This window comes from Terrisporobacter mayombei (genome assembly GCF_020748465.1).
GTDB classification, from domain to species: Bacteria; Bacillota; Clostridia; order Peptostreptococcales; family Peptostreptococcaceae; genus Terrisporobacter; species Terrisporobacter mayombei.
The window spans coordinates 600,471-619,276 of the sequence record NZ_JAHZMP010000001.1 but is presented as its reverse complement, the minus strand read 5'-3'; the positions used below and the strand labels follow the sequence as shown (position 1 = coordinate 619,276).

Annotated in this window: 19 protein-coding genes; all 19 read left to right on the top strand. The window is 30.2% G+C overall.

The window, feature by feature from the left end:
• The first annotated feature begins 3 nt into the window (after positions 1-3).
• The 19 genes from K0039_RS03045 (at position 4) to K0039_RS02955 (ending at position 18,803) form a co-directional block, all read left to right on the top strand.
• Complete coding sequence (locus K0039_RS03045; protein WP_228103577.1) at positions 4-240, top strand: YgjV family protein; 237 nt, start codon at positions 4-6, stop codon at positions 238-240.
• Positions 241-430: 190 nt separating this feature from the next.
• Complete coding sequence (gene rimP, locus K0039_RS03040; protein ID WP_018589648.1) at positions 431-892, top strand: ribosome maturation factor RimP; 462 nt, start codon at positions 431-433, stop codon at positions 890-892.
• 30 nt (positions 893-922) lie between these two features.
• Positions 923-1,978: a transcription termination factor NusA gene (gene nusA / locus K0039_RS03035; protein WP_228103576.1), complete on the top strand. Its 1,056-nt coding sequence runs from the start codon at positions 923-925 to the stop codon at positions 1,976-1,978.
• 12 nt (positions 1,979-1,990) lie between these two features.
• Positions 1,991-2,266 (top strand): RNase P modulator RnpM, encoded by a 276-nt coding sequence (rnpM, locus tag K0039_RS03030; protein ID WP_228103575.1) that lies wholly within the window; start codon positions 1,991-1,993, stop codon positions 2,264-2,266.
• A complete protein-coding gene (locus tag K0039_RS03025) occupies positions 2,256-2,564 on the top strand; it encodes a L7Ae/L30e/S12e/Gadd45 family ribosomal protein (protein ID WP_228103574.1) in 309 nt (102 codons plus the stop codon). Before rnpM ends, K0039_RS03025 begins: the two co-directional genes overlap by 11 nt.
• Before the next feature lie 24 nt (positions 2,565-2,588).
• A complete protein-coding gene (gene infB / locus K0039_RS03020; protein ID WP_228103573.1) occupies positions 2,589-4,517 on the top strand; it encodes a translation initiation factor IF-2 in 1,929 nt (642 codons plus the stop codon).
• Positions 4,518-4,549: 32 nt separating this feature from the next.
• Positions 4,550-4,939 carry a 30S ribosome-binding factor RbfA gene (rbfA, locus tag K0039_RS03015; protein ID WP_228103572.1) on the top strand — a complete coding sequence of 130 codons (390 nt, stop codon included), beginning with the start codon at positions 4,550-4,552 and terminating at the stop codon, positions 4,937-4,939.
• Complete coding sequence (locus K0039_RS03010; RefSeq protein WP_228103571.1) at positions 4,932-5,912, top strand: DHH family phosphoesterase; 981 nt, start codon at positions 4,932-4,934, stop codon at positions 5,910-5,912. Before rbfA ends, K0039_RS03010 begins: the two co-directional genes overlap by 8 nt.
• A gap of 12 nt (positions 5,913-5,924) precedes the next feature.
• Positions 5,925-6,833 carry a tRNA pseudouridine(55) synthase TruB gene (gene truB / locus K0039_RS03005; RefSeq protein ID WP_228103570.1) on the top strand — a complete coding sequence of 303 codons (909 nt, stop codon included), beginning with the start codon at positions 5,925-5,927 and terminating at the stop codon, positions 6,831-6,833.
• A gap of 24 nt (positions 6,834-6,857) precedes the next feature.
• A complete protein-coding gene (locus K0039_RS03000; protein WP_228103569.1) occupies positions 6,858-7,787 on the top strand; it encodes a bifunctional riboflavin kinase/FAD synthetase in 930 nt (309 codons plus the stop codon).
• Positions 7,788-7,888: 101 nt separating this feature from the next.
• Entirely contained in the window at positions 7,889-8,143 is a 255-nt protein-coding gene (rpsO, locus tag K0039_RS02995) for a 30S ribosomal protein S15 (RefSeq protein ID WP_018589639.1), read from the top strand.
• Positions 8,144-8,242: 99 nt separating this feature from the next.
• Positions 8,243-9,085 (top strand): DegV family protein, encoded by an 843-nt coding sequence (locus K0039_RS02990; RefSeq protein WP_228103568.1) that lies wholly within the window; start codon positions 8,243-8,245, stop codon positions 9,083-9,085.
• Between the two features lie 129 nt (positions 9,086-9,214).
• Positions 9,215-11,320, top strand: coding sequence for a polyribonucleotide nucleotidyltransferase (pnp, locus tag K0039_RS02985; protein ID WP_228103567.1), 2,106 nt, complete (start codon positions 9,215-9,217; stop codon positions 11,318-11,320).
• 252 nt (positions 11,321-11,572) lie between these two features.
• Positions 11,573-12,322, top strand: a complete 750-nt coding sequence (locus K0039_RS02980; protein ID WP_228103566.1) for a polysaccharide deacetylase family protein — start codon at positions 11,573-11,575, stop codon at positions 12,320-12,322.
• Positions 12,323-12,415: 93 nt separating this feature from the next.
• Complete coding sequence (locus K0039_RS02975) at positions 12,416-13,657, top strand: M16 family metallopeptidase (RefSeq protein WP_228103565.1); 1,242 nt, start codon at positions 12,416-12,418, stop codon at positions 13,655-13,657.
• 104 nt (positions 13,658-13,761) lie between these two features.
• Positions 13,762-14,007, top strand: coding sequence for a YlmC/YmxH family sporulation protein (locus K0039_RS02970; protein WP_228103564.1), 246 nt, complete (start codon positions 13,762-13,764; stop codon positions 14,005-14,007).
• A gap of 9 nt (positions 14,008-14,016) precedes the next feature.
• On the top strand, positions 14,017-15,222 hold the full coding sequence (gene dapG, locus K0039_RS02965) for an aspartate kinase (protein ID WP_228103563.1): 1,206 nt from the start codon (positions 14,017-14,019) through the stop codon (positions 15,220-15,222).
• A 131-nt stretch (positions 15,223-15,353) separates the two neighbouring features.
• Positions 15,354-16,205, top strand: coding sequence for a ClpP family protease (locus K0039_RS02960; protein WP_228103562.1), 852 nt, complete (start codon positions 15,354-15,356; stop codon positions 16,203-16,205).
• Positions 16,206-16,367: 162 nt separating this feature from the next.
• A complete protein-coding gene (locus K0039_RS02955; protein WP_228103561.1) occupies positions 16,368-18,803 on the top strand; it encodes an FtsK/SpoIIIE family DNA translocase in 2,436 nt (811 codons plus the stop codon).
• Positions 18,804-18,806: the final 3 nt, after the last annotated feature.

The window sequence follows — 18,806 nt, the reverse complement described above, 5'->3', positions numbered from 1 at the left end:
AATATGTTTAGTTTTCAGCCTATAGAACTAGTGGGATATGCAGCATCCATTCTAATTGTCATATCTCTTACAATGACAGATATGTATAAATTAAGAATAATAAACTCCATAGGGTGTTTAATGTTTGTTATATATGGTTTAAATGTTGGAGCTTATCCTGTAGCTTTAGCTAATGCTATAATAATTATTATAAATATTTATAACTTATATAAACTAAGAGGATCAGATAATAAAAGTTAAAATAAATAATTTATTATTAATGAAAGAATGCTAGAACAAATATAAAATCAATACAAAAGCTTGTAAACATAACATTTTTATGATAATATGATATATAAAATAGTATATTTGCAGAAACTAAGAGTGAGACATCTGTGCTCACTCTTTTATTTTAAATACTATAAATACAACTGAATAGGAGGTAAACAATATGAAAAAGAACATTGCTACTGAAATAGAACAAATAGTGTTACCTATAACAGAAGCCAACGATTTAGAGTTAGTAGATGTTGAATACGTTAAAGAAGGTGGAGAATTCTTCCTTAGAGTTTACATTGATAAAGAAGGCGGAGTTTCTTTAAATGAATGTGAATTAGTTACAAGGGCATTAAATCCAATTCTAGATGAAAAAGATCCAATTAAAGATAATTATTATTTAGAAGTGTCATCTCCTGGTCTTGATAGACCACTTAAAAAAGATAAGGACTTTGTGAAATACCAAGGTAGAGATGTGGAAATAAAGCTTTATAAATCAATTGACGGTTCTAAACTACATGAAGGAGAGCTTGTTGGTTTAACAGAAGAGAAAAATATTAAAGTTATAATAGATAATAAAGAGGTTGAATTCAATAAAAAAGATGTTGCGCTTATTAGGTTAGCTATTAAGTTTTAGTAGTAACATTAATATAGGGAGGATAAAAAAATGAATCACGAATTCATGGAAGCACTAGATGAATTAGAAAAGGATAGAGGTATCGACAAAGATGTACTTATAGATACTATAGAACAAGCATTACTTACTGCATACAAAAAGAACTTTGGTTCAGCACAAAATGTTAGAATAGACTTTAACCCAGAAAAGGGAGAAGTAAGAGTTTACTCACAAAGAAGAGTTGTTGATGAGTCAGATTTATATGATAACTTTTTAGAAATAGAACTTGATGAGGCTAGACAAATAAATCCAAAGTACGAACTTGGAGATGTATTAGAAAATGAAGTGACTCCAAAAGATTTTGGTAGAATAGCAGCACAAACAGCTAAACAAGTAGTTGTTCAAAGAATAAGAGAAGCTGAAAGAGAAATAATATACAATGAGTTTATTGAAAAAGAAGGAGAATTAGTAACTGGAGAAGTTGCTAGAGTATCTGATAATAAAAAAGTTGTTTATGTAAGACTTGGAAAAATAGAAGCATCTATGCCTGAAACTGAGCAAATTCCAGGAGAACATTTCAAAGCTGGAGACAAAATAAAGGTATATATATTAGAAGTGAAGAAAACTAATAAGGGACCTCAAATAGTGGTTTCAAGAAGCCATCCAAATCTTGTTAAGAGATTATTTGAATCAGAAGTACCAGAAATATTCCAAGGTATAGTTCAAATTAAATCTGTATCTAGAGAAGCAGGATCAAGAACTAAAATGGCTGTTCATTCAATAGACGAAAAAATAGATCCAATTGGAGCTTGTGTAGGACCAAAAGGAACTAGAGTTAAATATGTAGTTGATGAATTAGGTGGAGAAAAAATAGATATAATAAACTACAGTGAAAATCCAGCTGAGTTTGTATGCGCATCACTTAGCCCATCAAAAGTAGTTAAAGTAGATGTTAATGAAGAAGAAAAATCAGCATTAGTTGTAGTGCCGGATTATCAATTATCTTTAGCTATAGGTAAAGCAGGACAAAATGCTAGACTTGCTGCAAAACTTACGAATTGGAAGATAGACATTAAAAGTGAATCTCAACTAAATGACGAAGAATAAGGAGGGATTACTTTGAAAAAAACAAAAAAAGTGCCTCAAAGAAAGTGTATTGCTTGTCAAGATAGAGACAATAAAAAAGAACTTATTAGAATAGTAAAAAATAAAGAAGGCGAAATTTTTATAGACTTAGCTGGAAAGGCAAATGGAAGAGGAGCATACATATGCAAGGATTCTGAATGTTTAAAAAAAGCTATAAAAAGCAAAGCTTTAAATAGAGCATTTAAAATGGACGTGCCAAATGAGGTATACGAAAAATTATTAGCGGAGTTAGAATCATATGAAAAATAATATGGATAAAATACACTCATTATTGGGCATTGCAATGAGAGCCGGTAAATTAGTATCTGGAGAAGATGCAACTATGTTAGATCTAAAAAAAGGAAAGCTAAATTTAGTTATAGTTGCAGGTGATGCATCGAATAATACGAAAAAATTATTCAATGATAAAACATCTTTTAGAAAAGTAAATTGTGTAGAGATATCTACAAAGAGTGATTTAGGAATGTCTATTGGCAAAGATTCTAGAGCAGTTATAGGAATTAAAGATATAGGATTCGTAAATAAAATCATACAGTTAATGGATTAACAAATAATAATAGGGGGTGATCTTGTGAATAAAACAAGAGTTTACCAAATAGCAGAAGAAGTAGGAATGTCAAATAAGGACATTTTAGCAAAAATAAAAGAATTAGGAATTGAAGTAGAAAACGAAAAATCTGAATTAGAAGAAGATGAAGTAGAATTACTTATGGATCTTTTAGAAGAATCTGATGAAAATGTAATAAAAGTTGATGGAACTTTAACTGTTCAACAATTGGCTGAAGCTTTAGAAAAACCAGCTACAGAAGTTATAATGAAGCTTATGAAAATGGGAACTATGGCTTCTTTAAATCAAGAAGTTAACTTTGAAATAGCTTCTCATTTAGCAAGTGAATATGGATTTACATTAGTTGCAGGTTCAAATGATGAAGAAGCTGAGGAAGAAATAGAAGAATTAATGCAAATAGAAGAAGATAAAGAAGAAGATTTAAAACCAAGACCACCAGTTGTAACAGTTATGGGACACGTTGACCATGGTAAAACATCTTTACTAGATGCTATAAGAAGTACACATGTTACTAACAGTGAAGCAGGTGGAATTACTCAGCATATAGGTGCATCTGAAGTATCAATAAATGGACAAAAGATAGTATTTTTAGATACTCCAGGGCATGAGGCTTTCACAGCAATGAGAGCTAGAGGTGCGCAAGTTACAGACATAGCGATATTAGTAGTTGCAGCAGATGATGGTATAATGCCTCAAACAATAGAAGCAATAAACCATGCTAAAGCAGCAGGAGTTCCACTAATAGTTGCTATAAATAAAATAGATAAACCAGCAGCTAACCAAGATAGAGTTAAGCAAGAATTATCTGAGCAAGGCTTACTTGTTGAAGACTGGGGTGGAGATGTTATAGCAGTTCCAGTTTCAGCTAGACAAAGAACAGGAATAGACACATTACTAGAAATGATACTTTTAGCTGCTGAAATGGAAGAGTTAAAAGCTAATCCAGATAAAAGAGCTGTTGGTACAGTTGTAGAAGCTGAACTTGACAAAGGTAGAGGGCCAGTTGCTACAGTACTTGTACAAGGTGGTACTCTAAACGTTGGAGATCCAATAGTTTGTGGAGTTGCTTCAGGTAAAGTAAGAGCAATGATAAACTCAAAAGGAAAAAGAGTTAAAACTGCTGGACCATCAACAGCTGTTGAAATATTAGGACTTTCAGAAGTTCCGCAAGGTGGAGATCAGTTTGTAGCTGTACCTTCAGATAAAATAGCTAGAAATGTTGCAGAAAAAAGACAACAAATAGCTAGAGAAGAAATGTTAAAATCTAACCAAAGAATGTCACTTGACCAATTCTTCGAGCAAATGAACGAAGGTCAAGTTAAAGAGCTTAATATAGTTATAAAAGCAGATGTTCAAGGTTCTGCTCAAGCAGTAAAACAATCACTTGAAAAATTATCTAACGACGAAGTTGCAGTTAGAGTAATACATGGTGGTGTTGGAGCTATAACTGAATCAGATGTTATGCTTGCTGCTGCATCAAATGCAATAATAATAGGATTCAACGTTAGACCAGTACCAAGTGCAGAATCTCTTGCAGAAAAAGAAAGTGTAGACGTAAGAAGTTACACTATAATATACAAAGCTATAGAAGATATACAAGCAGCTATGACTGGTATGTTAGATCCAGAATATAGAGATGAAGACACAGGTAAAGCAGAAATAAGAGAAGTTTACAAGATATCTGGAGTTGGAACAGTTTCAGGATGTTATGTAACAAGTGGTAAAATATTCAGAAACGGTAAAGTAAGAATAGTAAGGGATGGTATAATCATCCATGAAGGTGAAATACAAGCTCTTAAGAGATTTAAGGACGACGTAAAAGAAGTAAATAATGGTTACGAATGTGGTATGAGTTTCGTAAACTACAACGATATAAAAGTTGGAGATATAGTAGAAGCTTACGTAACAAAAGAAATAGAAAGAAAATTATAAACAATTAACTACAGGTAAAGAGGGTTGATATTATGGCATCATATAATAGAACACGTAGAATAGGCGAAGAAATTAGAAAAATAGTAAGTACTATGCTTATTAATGGAATAAAAGACCCTAGAATAAACTCTATGGTAAGTGTTACAGATGTGGAAGTTACTAGCGATTTAAGCTATGCCTACATATACGTAAGTATTTTAGGTGGAGATGAAGAATCTACTTTAGAAGGCTTAAGAAACGCAGAAAGCTACATCAGAAGAGAAATAGGTAGAAGTATAAAAATAAGACATATCCCACAAATCATATTCAAAGTAGATGATTCTTTAATTAAAGGTATGTACATGGACAGCCTTATAAAAAAAGTATCACAAAAAGAACAAGATAAGCCTCAAACACAAGTTGAGGAAAATGACAATGAATAGTCTAGATAATATTATAAAATATATACATGGAAGTAACGATTTTGTCGTTACTTCTCATGTTAATCCAGATGGAGACAATATAGGTTCAACTCTTTCAATTTATTATTTCTTAAAAAAAATTAATAAAAATGTTTATTATGTTATGAATGATGATATGCCTTTAAATATGCAGTTTCTTATTGAAGATGTAAACATAATAAACTCTAGTGAATTTAAAGAGTTGAAAATAGAAAACTATACTTTGATTACTTTAGATTGTGGAGATAAAAACAGAATTTGTGTAGATGATGATATCAAAGGTAATTGTATAAAATTAATCAATATAGATCATCATGCAAGTAATGATTTTTATGGGGATTTAAACTATGTAGTTGCTGAAGCATCTTCAACTAGTGAATTAGTATATAATTTACTTATAAGAAATGAAGAAATAAACAATTATAAATCTATAGATGAAAATATAGCTACAGCTCTTTACACAGGTCTTATGACGGATACTGGAAAACTTACGTATTCAAATACTCATGCAAGTAGTTTTGATATGGCAAAGCAATTATTAATAAATGGAGCGCAAACACAAAAAGTAGTTCAAAATGTTTTTGGTAGTAATCCTTTTAACTTTTATAAATTATTGGGAGAGTCACTAAATACACTGGAAATTATTAATGAAAAAGTAGCTATAATGATGGTTACACTAGATATGCTTAAAAGATACAATGTTGATTTTAAGGATATAGATGGTATTGTCCCATATGCTAGAGATATAGAAAATGTTGAAATAGGAATTCTACTTAAAGAAAAAAGTGATAATGAAATTAAAGTTAGCTTAAGATCTAAATCCTATGCAAACGTAAGTCGCTTGGCCAAGATATTTGGTGGAGGCGGACATATAAGGGCTGCTGGCTGTACTGTAAATGATAGTATGGAAAATGCAAAAATAAAAATATTAGAAGAAGCATTAAAAGAAATTTAAGGATGATTTTTAATGAATAAAATAGTAAATATATTAAAACCTACAGGTATGACATCTCACGATGTTGTAAGTAGAGTGAGAAGAATTTTAAGCATGAAAAAAGTTGGTCATACAGGAACACTAGATCCTGATGCAGCTGGAGTTCTTCCTATATGTTTAAATAAGGCTACAAAAGTAAGTGAGCTTATTTTAAATAAAGAAAAATCATACATATGTGAATTAACATTAGGTGCAGCTACAGACACTTATGATTCTTCTGGAGTAATAACATTTGAAGGTGACGCTTCAAATATTACACATGAGGATATATATAAAGCTTTTGAAACACAAAAAGGAGAAATTAATCAATATCCTCCTGTTTATTCAGCTTTGAAGGTTAATGGACAGAAAATGTGTGATTTAGCTAGAAAAGGAAAAGCAGACACTATTATAATTAAGCCTAGAAAAATTAACATAGAACAAATAAAAATTTTAAATATAACTGAAAATAAAGTATTATTTTTAGTAAAATGTTCAAAAGGTACTTATGTTAGAAGTATATGTCATGATATTGGACAGTACTTAAAATGTGGAGGACATATGTCCTTTTTACTTAGAACATCTTCTGGAAAATTTAACTTAGAGAATGCAATAACACTAGAAGAATTAGAAAAATATTATAATGATAACATCTTAGAAAATTACTTATATGATATTGATTATGTTCTAGATAATTTTAAAAAAGTTGAATTAAAAGATACTGCTCTTAAATACTATAGAAATGGTGGAATAATAGATTCTAAAAGATTTACAAATGATAATTTATCACAAAATGATGAATATGTCAGAGTATATTGTAATGATGAATTTATAGGAACTGGAAAATTATTAAAAAATAGTAACACTATTAGTCTAAAGAGTGATAAAATTTTTATAGAATAATTTTTATATCAGTGGGGAAAAGACATGATTATTATAAATTCTTTAAATGAAATAGAAAGTTTTGATAAAAGTGTTGTTACTATAGGTAAATTTGACGGAATTCATAAAGGACATGAGGTTCTTATAGAAAAAACTATTGATTATTCCAAACAAGAACAATTAACAAGTATAGTTTTTACATTTCAAAACAGTCCTATTAGTTATTTTTCTAACATTTTAACTAGAGAAATAATAACAGAAGTGGAAAAAATGAATAAGCTTAAGTTATTAGGTGTAGAGGTAGTTATAGATATACCATTCAATAAAGATATGGCAGAAATATCAGCAGAAGATTTTGTAAAACAAATATTAGTTGATAAATTAGGAGCAAAAAAACTAATTATAGGACATGATTTTGCTTTTGCAAGAAAGAGAGAGGGTACTCCGCCAATATTAAAAATACTAGGTAAAAAATATGGATTTGAAGTGGAGGTAATTGAGCCTGTAGTTATCAATAACATAAGAGTAAGTAGTACTCATGTAAAAGATTTAATATATGCAGGAAGAGTGGATGAAATAAAGAACTATTTAGGAAGAAACTATACAATTGAAGGTACAGTAATTCATGCAAAGCAACTAGGTAGAACTTTAGGATTTCCAACGGCAAACCTTAGGCTACAAGAAAATCTTATTATACCTAAAAGAGGTATATATGCTACAAAAGTATATATAGGCAATGAAGTATATGTTGGAGCTACAAATATTGGTTATAATCCTACAGTAAATGGAGAACGAATGTCAGTAGAAACAAATATATTACAATTTGACAAAGATATTTATGGCAAAACTATAAAACTTGAGTTTTTGGAAAGAATAAGAGATGAAAAGAAGTTTAAAGATTTAAACGAATTAAAAATACAATTAAAGATGGATACTAATTATATATATAAAAAGTATATTTGCAAAAGTAGCTAAGTTATGATAAAATAATCAAAGTAACCATTACTCGGCATATGAATACTCCAATCAATGCTTAGTAAATGGCGATTATATTAAACTATTTGGAGGTACATCAAATGAATAAAACAGAAATAATAAAAGAATTCGGAAGAAAAGAAGGAGATACTGGTTCTCCAGAAGTTCAAATAGCTTTATTAACAGCTAGAATAAACGAATTAAACGAGCACTTAAAAGTTCACAAAAAAGACCACCATTCAAGAAGAGGATTATTAAAAATGGTTGGTAGAAGAAGAAACTTATTAGGTTACTTAAAAGAAAAAGACTTAGAAGGTTACAGAGCATTAATAGCTAAATTAGGATTAAGAAAATAATCTTATTACTTTATTTAAAAAGCAGGTATACTTATGGTATCTGCTTTTTTTGTATTGATAAAAGAATGAATAATTAATTTCTATAAGGGGGCAGTAGCCATGAAGATTAAAATACTGAGTGACAGCATGTGCGACATTCCTGAAGAAATAAAACAAAAAGACTTTTTTGATATGATTCCGCTTACTATCAGCATAAATGGGAAAGAATATAAAGACGGTATAGATTTTACTAAGCAAGAATTTTATCATGTTTTAGAAAGTAGTAAAACTTTACCTAAAACATCTCAAGTGACATACATTCAGTTCAAAGAGGCTTTTGAAAAATATGTAAATGAAGGGTATGATGTGATTTGCTTAACTGGATCATCAAAAACTTCAGGAACATATCAAAGCGCAATGATGGCCCAAAATGATGTTTCTGGAAATATATATGTTTTTGATACATTATTTTTATCTTTAGGAAGTGGACAATATGTAATAAAGGCGTGTGAATTAGTCGAAAATAGTGATTTATGTGCTGATGAAATAGTTGATAAATTAGAAGACATTAGAGAAAGTGTAAATCTATTTTTCGTACCCTTTACATTAGATTATTTAAAAGAAAGTGGAAGATTACCAAGTGTAGTATCTTTTGTAGGAAATATGTTAAATATAAAACCTATATGCACCATGGAAGATGGTAAAAATAAAATAGTAACAAAAGTTAGAGGAGCTAAACAAGTGGCCTCTAAACTAGTAGACATGATTTTAGAAGCTAATGATCATGATTTAGAATCTAAAGTTCTTACAATAGGATATGGTTCTAATGAATCAGATTTTGAAAAACTTAAAGAAGAAGTTGCTAAAAGAATAAAAGCAAAGGAAGTCTTTATTACTAGAGGTGGATCTTGTATATGTGCACACACAGGGCCTCAAATTTTAGCAATAAGTTCTTCTAATTAATAAATAAGAGGGTATACTACAACACTAATTCTTTACATTGTATAATTATATTGTTAATTAGTAGTAATTTTGTTAATATAGTACATAGAAGAAATAGTGGTTTCAGTATAAGAGGAGGTACAAGCATTAATGTTTGAACATAAAATTTTTACAATGGATTTAGCAGGAAGAGAACTTTCTGTTGAAATAGGCAAAATTTCACAACTTGCTAGTGGTAGTGCAATACTTAGATATGGTGAGACTATGGTTATGGTAAACTGCTCAAAATCAGCTCAACCAAGAGATGGTGTAGACTTTTTCCCACTAAGTGTTGATTATGAAGAAAAATTATATTCAGTTGGTAAAATACCAGGTGGATTCTTAAAAAGAGAAGGAAAGCCATCAGAAAAAGCTATACTTACATCAAGACTTATAGATAGACCTATAAGACCTTTATTCCCAAAAACTTTTAGAAATGACGTGCAAGTTGTTGCTACAGTTTTATCAGTGGATCAAGATTGTACTCCTGATATAGTTTCAATGATAGGTTCGTCAGTTGCTTTATCAATATCAGAAATACCTTTCAATGGACCAACAGGTTCTGTATGCATAGGTTTAGTTGATGGAGCACTTGTAGTAAACCCTACAGCGCAGGAAAGAGAAAAAAGTTCACTACACTTAGTAGTATCAGGAACTAAAGAAGCGGTAATGATGGTTGAAGCTGGAGCTGATGAAGTACCAGAATCATTAATGCTTGAAGCAATATTAAAAGCGCATGAAGAAATTAAGAAAATAGTTGAATTTATAGAACAAATTCAAGCTGAAGTTGGAAAAGAAAAAATAGAATTTGTTGAAACTAAACCAAATGCTGAAATAGAAGCTAAAGTTAGAGAAATAGCTACTGAAGGAATGAAGGAAGCTGTTAGAGTTGTTGAAAAACTTGAAAGACAAGAAGCTATGGACGCTGTAAAAGAACAAACTATAAATAGTTTTGATGAAGAAACTTTAGAAGAGTTTGGAAATGATATAATAGCTGCGCTAGATTCTATAATAAAAGAAGAAGTTAGAAAAGCTATCGTTCATGAAGGTAGAAGACCAGATGCTAGAAAAACTGATGAAATAAGACCAATATGGTGTGACCATGGATTTATACCAAGAACTCATGGTTCAGGGTTATTTACAAGAGGACAAACTCAAGTAATGACAGTTACAACTCTTGGAGCATTAGGTGATGTTCAAATACTTGACGGACTTGATGAAGAAGAAAACAAGAGATATATGCACCACTACAACTTCCCTGCATACTCTGTTGGTGAAGCTAGACCATCAAGAGGACCAGGAAGAAGAGAAATAGGTCATGGAGCTTTAGCTGAAAGAGCTTTACTTCCAGTAATACCTTCAAAAGAAGAATTCCCTTATGCTATAAGACTTGTGTCTGAAGTATTAAGTTCAAATGGTTCTACATCTCAAGGTTCTGTTTGTGGTTCTACATTATCTTTATTAGATGCTGGTGTACCTTTAAAAGATATGGTTGCAGGTATTGCAATGGGACTTATAGAACATGATGGAAAAATGGCTATACTATCAGATATACAAGGTATGGAAGACCATTTAGGAGATATGGACTTCAAAGTTGCAGGTACTGAAAAAGGTATAACTGCTATACAAATGGATATAAAAATAGCTGGTATAGATGAAGAAGTATTAACAAGAGCATTAGCTCAAGCTAGAGTTGGCAGACTTCATATATTAAATGAAATGAGAAAATGTATAGATAAGCCAAATGAAGAATTATCTAAATATGCACCAAAAATAGTTACTATGAGAATTAAACCAGATAAGATAAGAGACGTTATCGGTGCTGGTGGTAAAGTAATAACTAAGATAATAGATGAAACTGGTGTTAAAATAGATATAGAACAAGATGGTGAAGTATTCATAGCTGGTATAGATATTGATATGATAAGATTAGCTCAGCAAAAAATATCTGATATAGTTGCAGAAGTTGAGTTAAATGAAATATACAAAGGTAAAGTAACAAGAGTTGTTAACTTCGGTGCTTTCGTTGAATTACTTCCAGGAAAAGAAGGATTACTTCGTATAGGAAATATAGCTCACGAAAGAATAGAAAAAGTTGAAGATGTATTAAACGTTGGAGATGAAGTAGAAGTTAAGGTTACTGAAATAGATGACAAAGGTAGAGTGAATGTATCTAGAAAAGTATTATTACCTAGACCGGAAAGAAAAAATAAATAATAATTCATTTATAAAATAAGGGAACGAGACATAGTCTCGTTTTTTTTATTATAAAGAACTTCGTCCATGCATCGCTTAAAGGTATTGAATTTTAATCAACATATTTGATTGAAGTGTAAGCAAAGGCATATCGTTGGCAACATGAACGAAGCGAATTTTTAGATAACAAGTCCTATTCCTAAGAATAAATTATAAGTTGTAATAATAAACTTAAAATAAGAAATAATTTGTACATATTAGGAGGAAACCAATATGATAATGATGGTGCTAAACAAAGGTAAACTAAAAAAAATAATAACTTTTATTCTAATCATTCTGCTTATAATATGTGGAATTGCTTTTACACTTAAGAAAAACCAAGCAATTCCAAGTATTAATATTCTAGACTTGGCAAAAGCCCCCTATACCCAGGGGACTAAAAAAAATAGTGGCTATGTTGCATTAACTTGCAACGTAGACCTGGGATGGGAGGATGAGTATGTAATATCTATTTTGGAAACCTTAAAAAAGGAGAAGGTACATATTACTTTCAATGTTACAGGAAAATGGGCTGAAAATAAAAAGGACTTGCTTTTAAGAATTAAAAATGAAGGACATGAGATAGGTAATCATGGGTATAAACACTTAGACTATGCTAATCTTTCCTACGATGATAATTATAATCAAATAAGTACTTCTAAGAAAATAATTGATGATGCTATTGGAGAGGAAACTAAATTTTTTCAAGCTCCAGCAGGTTCTTTTGGATCAAATACAGTTAAAGCGGCAGAACGTTTAAATTACATATGTTTCAAATGGGATGTGGATACTATTGATTGGCAAGACAGAGACAATCCTGAGAAAATTATTGAAAGAGTAAAGAATAAAAATATAGTAGATGGAAGTATTGTATTAATGCATCCAACAGATGCCACAACAAAATGTATAGATGATATTATTCAAATTATAAGAGAAAAAAACTTAAAACCAGGAAAACTTAGTGATGTGTTTATTGTTGATTAAATTAAGCTCCTAAACTATAATTAATACTATAAATTTTTTTAACTTGTAAAAATTAAAGTATATAATGACGTAGTGAAGAATTTGGAGGACGATATGTATAAATGTAAAACCCTAAAAAATGGTCTTACCATTGTGGGAGAGGAAATACCTTATTTAAAATCCGTATCTCTTGGGATTTGGATAAATACAGGATCTAGGATAGAAACACCTAAGGAAAGTGGTGTGTCTCATTTTATTGAGCACATGTTGTTTAAAGGAACTAAAAATAGAAGCGCAAAAGATATAGCAAGAGATATAGATAATATTGGTGGACAAATAAATGCTTTTACAAATAAAGAATGTACATGCTATTACGTTCATCTTTTAGATGAGCACATAAACATAGGTATAGATGTTTTAAGTGATATGATATTAAATTCAACTTTTAATAATAATGATATAGACAGAGAAAGAGCAGTAATACTAGAAGAATTAAAAATGTATGAAGATTCTTTAGATGATTTGTCTTATGATTTATTAGTAGAAAATATATATGCTGATGATGGGCTAGGTATGAACATACTTGGAAATAGACAGACTATTAAAAGTTTAAAAAGAAAAGACATTTTAAATCATTATAATAAGTATTATGTTCCTAATAATGCAGTCATATCAATTTGTGGTAATTTTAATTTTGAAGAAGTAGTAAAGCTTATAGAAGAAAGATTCAGTGAATGGGAAGAAAAGGAAGTAGACATAGAAGTAAAAGAAGCTAAGTTTCATTCTTGTTTTATAACTAGAAATAAAGATAGTGAACAAGTTAATATAGCAATTAATTTAAAAGCTATACCAGAAGAAAATGAAAAGGAAGCGTATGCTTTAGCGGTTATAAACAATATATTTGGTGGAAGTACTAGTTCTAGACTTTTTCAAAATATAAGAGAAGACAAAGGATTAGTATACTCCATATACTCATCTCAAACTCTATATAAAAAATGTGGAGAGTTGGGTATATTTGCTAGTACCAGTGAAGAATACTTAAAAGAAGTTTATAACTTAATAATAAAAGAAATAAAAAATATAAAAGAAAACTATGTTACTGAAGAAGAACTTAAAGAAAGTAAGGAACAGTTAAAAGGTAATTATATATTAAGCTTAGAAAGTATTAGTTCAAAAATGCTATCTCATGGTGAGTCTATGTTGCTTAATAATAAGATCAAAAACGAAGATGAAATTATTGAACATATAAATAGCGTAAATATGGAACAAGTTGAAGCAGTTATTAATAAAGTATTTAATATAGAGAACTTAGGAGTGTGTATAGTAGGAAAAAACGTAGAAGGTGTTCAGATATAATTGTAAAAAATTCAATTTGAGTAACGAATTTATCCCAAGTAATAACGAGGATAAATCGTTGACGATATGAACGAAGTGAATTTTAATTTATCGGGGTGAAAAATATGAATTTATCTGAATTAGCTGGAAAAGAAATAGTAAACTTAGTTAGTGGAGAAAGACTTGGAATAATTGGTGAGTGCGATATTATAATAGATGAAACTACAGGGAAAATATTGGCACTTTCAATACCAAGAGAAAGAGGATTTTTTGGTATAAAAAGGGATAGAGGAGACTTAGAAATTCCGTGGAGGAATGTAAAAAAAATTGGCAATGATATGATAATCATTGAATACGATGGAATATTTTAGGAGGCATATATGGGGATTCTAGTACAAAAATTTGGTGGTACATCAGTAGCATCAGTTGAAAAAATGAATGAAGTGTGTAATATAATAGAACAATACAAGGAAAAGGGAAGTGACTTAGTAATAGTAGTTTCAGCCATGGGAAGAAAGGGAGAGCCCTATGCGACTGATACACTAATAAATTTATGTACTAATGTTAACAAAAAAACTAAAAAACGAGAACTTGACTTAATAATGTCTTGTGGAGAGATAATATCAGGAACAATACTATCATCTATGTTAGAAGCTAGGGGAATACCATCAATATTTCTAACAGGATTGCAAGCTGGAATAATAACAACTAAGGTTTATTCAAATTCAAAAATAAAGGAAATAAATCCAACAAGAATTCATAGAGAGCTAGATGAAGGCAAAGTAGTTGTTATAGCAGGGTTCCAAGGGGGTACAGAGGATGGAGAAGTTACTACTTTGGGAAGAGGAGGTAGTGATACATCTGCAGTTGCCATAGGAAAAGCACTGGGAAGTGAAACTGTACAAATATACACAGATGTGGATGGTATAATGACTGCTGATCCAAGAATAGAGCCATCAGCAAGAATACTTGATTACTGTGATTATGAAGAAGTATTCCAAATGGCAGAAAAAGGAGCAAAAGTCATTCACCCAAGAGCAGTAGAACTTGCTAAAAATGGAGAAATTGTTTTAGAAATAAAAAATACTTTAAATCCTACATGTAAAGGAACTAGAATCGGTTTAACTCGTGGTATAATAAGTGATTACGAAGACTTCCAACCTAGATTTATGACATCAGTAGCCCATAAAGATAATATAGCTCAAGTTAAAGTAAAATCATCCGAAGAATTGTTCTCAAAAATATTAAATGAAATGGAAGAAAAGCATATAAACTTAGATATGATAAACTTCTTTACAGAAGAAAAGGCCTTTGCATTGGAACAAAATAATATTTCTGCTGTAGAAGAAATTTTACAAAAATATTATGTAAAATATGAAATTAGAAAGCATTGTGCAAAAGTAACTTTAATTGGTTCAAAAGTCACAGAGACTCCTGGTGTTATTGCAAAAGTAGTTAGAGTTTTATCAAAGGCAGGTATTACTCTTTTACAATCATCAGATTCATATACATGTCTTACTTGTTTAGTAAAAGAAGAAGATATGATAGAAACTGTTCATGCTATTCATAATGAATTTGCAGATTAATATCAGATTAAAAAAGCAAGATATATTTTATCTTGCTTTTTTAGTGGTCAAAACTTAAGATAAGAAACTTAAGAATTATTTCATTCTCATTGGGAAAGATAAAATTAAATATATTATATGAGGTGAAATAAATGATAAAAAAAGAAAACAATATGAATGAATACATAAATGATAATAATTATAATAACTATGATTTGAATCAGTTGGGACTTGAAGATGAAACAGAAGATGAAGAAAAAAATGAACTTAAAAACAATGAAAGTGATAATGCTGACAATAGCGATAATGAAGGTGAAGATGAAGATGAAGACAGTGATAAAGTTCAAGATATAAAACAAATGGGAGTTCCAAATATGCCTTCTAATGCACAAAAAGAAATTCAATGTATAACTATAATAGGAGAAATTGAGGGTCACTTTGTAGGAAACCCACAGAAAAAATCTACGAAATATGAACACATAATACCTTTATTATATTCAGTGGAAGAAAGCGATGAAATCAAAGGTATTTTAGTTATCTTAAATACTGTAGGTGGAGATGTGGAAGCAGGTCTTGCCATGGCAGAATTAATTAAGAGTATATCTAAGAAAGTTGTAACACTTGTACTTGGAGGAAGTCACTCCATAGGAGTTCCCCTTGCAACAGCAGGAGATTATTCTTATATTGCTCCAACTGCAACAATGATTGTTCACCCAATAAGAACAAATGGGCTAGTTATAGGTGTTAACGAAACTTTTGAATATTTCAAGAAAATGCAAGAAAGAATAGTAGAATTTATAACAAGAACTTCTAATATAGAAAGAGAAGAGTTAAATAAGCTTATGCATGCAAAAGATGAGCTTGTAAGTGATGTGGGAAGTGTTTTAATAGGTAAAGAAGCAGTGGAATGTGGGCTTATAGATGAAGTTGGTGGATTAAAAGAAGCATTAGCAAAATTAAGAGAGTTAATAAAAGAAGACAACAAAAATGAAGGAAATAAATAAGATTTGTTTAAAATAAGTAATATGTGATATAATGATTTAATAATTAAAAGTGTTAATGTATACATTAACACTTTTAACTTTTAAAGAATTTATAATTGATTTGGTCTGTGGATAAATTATAAATTTGAATTGATAAGGTATAAGAAATAAGAGGTGAGATTGGTGGCTAAGAAAAAAAGTAAAGGCGCTAAGAATAAAAAGCATAACAAAGATAAAATAATAGTATCTGGGGAATATTACAATCTAGTGACTGTATTTATAGGGATATTTTTATTATATAGTTTAAACTCAAATTCCATGGGCCTTATAGGACAATTTATACAAGACACTTTTAAAGGATTGTTTGGAGCTCTTGCCGTAATTATTCCATTGTTGATAATAATTATAGGTATGCTTGGATTTTTTGAGAGAAATGAATATGTATATAGAATGAAAAAAAGTAAGACAGTCTATATTTTTATAGTCTTTTTATTTATTTTTTATGGATTATTTAATGCAAGAAAAATTCCAGTGGATAATCCTCTAAAAGCAAATATGTATAGAGATGTTATGCAAATGGGGATTGATGGAAGTGGTTGCGGTCTAATTACATCAACAATAGCATACTTTATTAAAGCAGTATTCGGATTAACAGGAGGATGGTTAATTAGTATATTTGTTCTATTCATTACAGTTATGTACACATTTAATATATCCCTAAAAGATCTAATAGAAGGTATTACTAATAAGTCTAATAAAATAAAAAGCGGAAATATAAATGTAAAAGATAAGGTATCGAACTTAAAAGAGTCTGCAATTAATTTAGTAACTGAAGAAGTTGATGAAACTACTCAAGTTGGTAAAAATAAAAAAGGTTTCTTAAAGAATATTTTTAATAAAAATGATAAAAATGAAGAAATAGAAAATACCTTAGTTGAGCCTAATAATTATGATGACGAAGATAAAACAATAAAAATAGTAGGTTTCAACAAAAGTGACGATGATTATTTAGAAATTTTAGAAGGTACAAATAGTATGCCAGAATTAGATGTACTTAAGGATCTTCAAAATACAAATCCTAATATTAAAATGAGCGATACAATGAATAATACTAAAACTAAGGCTAATACTGGTATTGAAAAAACTGCTCCAATAAACTTAGGAGATACAAATGATTTACAGATTAATAGTCAATCAAATTATGAAAACTATACAAAGCCAAGCTTAGATTTATTAACTAAAATTGGACACAAAGGTAATGAAAATGATAAAAGAAAGGCATTAGAAAATGCATCTTTATTAATTAAAACATTATCTAATTTTGGTGTTGATACAAAAATGGGTCAAGTAACTCTAGGACCTACTATAACAAGATACGAAGTACAACCAAATCCAGGAGTTAAAGTAAGTAGAATTGTAAATTTATCAGATGATATAGCTCTTTCTTTAGCTGCAAAAAGCATAAGAATAGAAGCTCCAATTCCAGGTAAAAGCGCCATAGGAATAGAAGTTCCAAATGATGAACCACAGGTTGTAGGACTTAGAGATGTTATTGGAAGTAAAGAATTTAAAGATGATTCATCATCTCTTGCCATAGGGCTTGGGAAAGATATAAGTGGCAATCCAGTTATTGCAGATATTGGTAAAATGCCACATTTACTTGTAGCAGGGGCTACAGGTTCAGGTAAGTCAGTTTGTATAAATACAATAATAAATTCTGTGTTATACAAAGCAACACCAGATGAAGTAAAACTATTGCTTATAGATCCAAAGGTAGTTGAGCTTGCTCATTATAATGGCATACCTCATTTATTGTCACCAGTTGTTACTGATCCTAAAAAGGCAGCAAATGCATTAAACTGGGCGGTAGTAGAAATGAATAAAAGATACAAGTTGTTTGCGGATTTAGGAGTAAAAGATATAACTAGTTACAACGAAAAAAGTGAAACAAAACTTCCGAAAGTAGTAATAATAATAGATGAGTTAGCTGACTTAATGATGGCATGCGCTAACGAAGTAGAAGACTATATATGTAGACTCGCTCAAATGGCTAGAGCAGCAGGAATGCATTTGATTATAGCAACACAAAGACCTTCTGTTGACGTAATAACAGGAGTTATAAAGGCTAATGTTCCATCTAGAATTGCCTTTGCAGTTTCATCACAAACAGATTCAAGAACTATACTAGATATGGGTGGAGCAGAAAAACTACTTGGAAAAGGTGATATGTTATTCTATCCATTAGGAGCCGCAAAACCAGTAAGACTGCAAGGAGCTTATATATCAGAAGATGACTCTGAAAAAGTAATAAACTTTGTAAAAGGACAAGTAAAAGAAGAAATTAAGTATGAAGAAGAAATAATACAAACTATTTCAAAAACTGCTAATATTAAAAATGATGATGTGGATGAATTCTTAGAAGATGCTATTGCCTTTGTAGTACAAAGTGGGCAAGGATCATCTTCTATGTTGCAAAGAAAGTACAAAATAGGATTTAACAGAGCAGCTAGGCTAATTGATTCAATGGAAGAAAGAGGAATAGTTGGGCCTAGTGAAGGAAGCAAGCCTAGAAAAGTATTAATAACAATGGAAGAATTAGCAAAATTAGAAGGTGAATAAAAT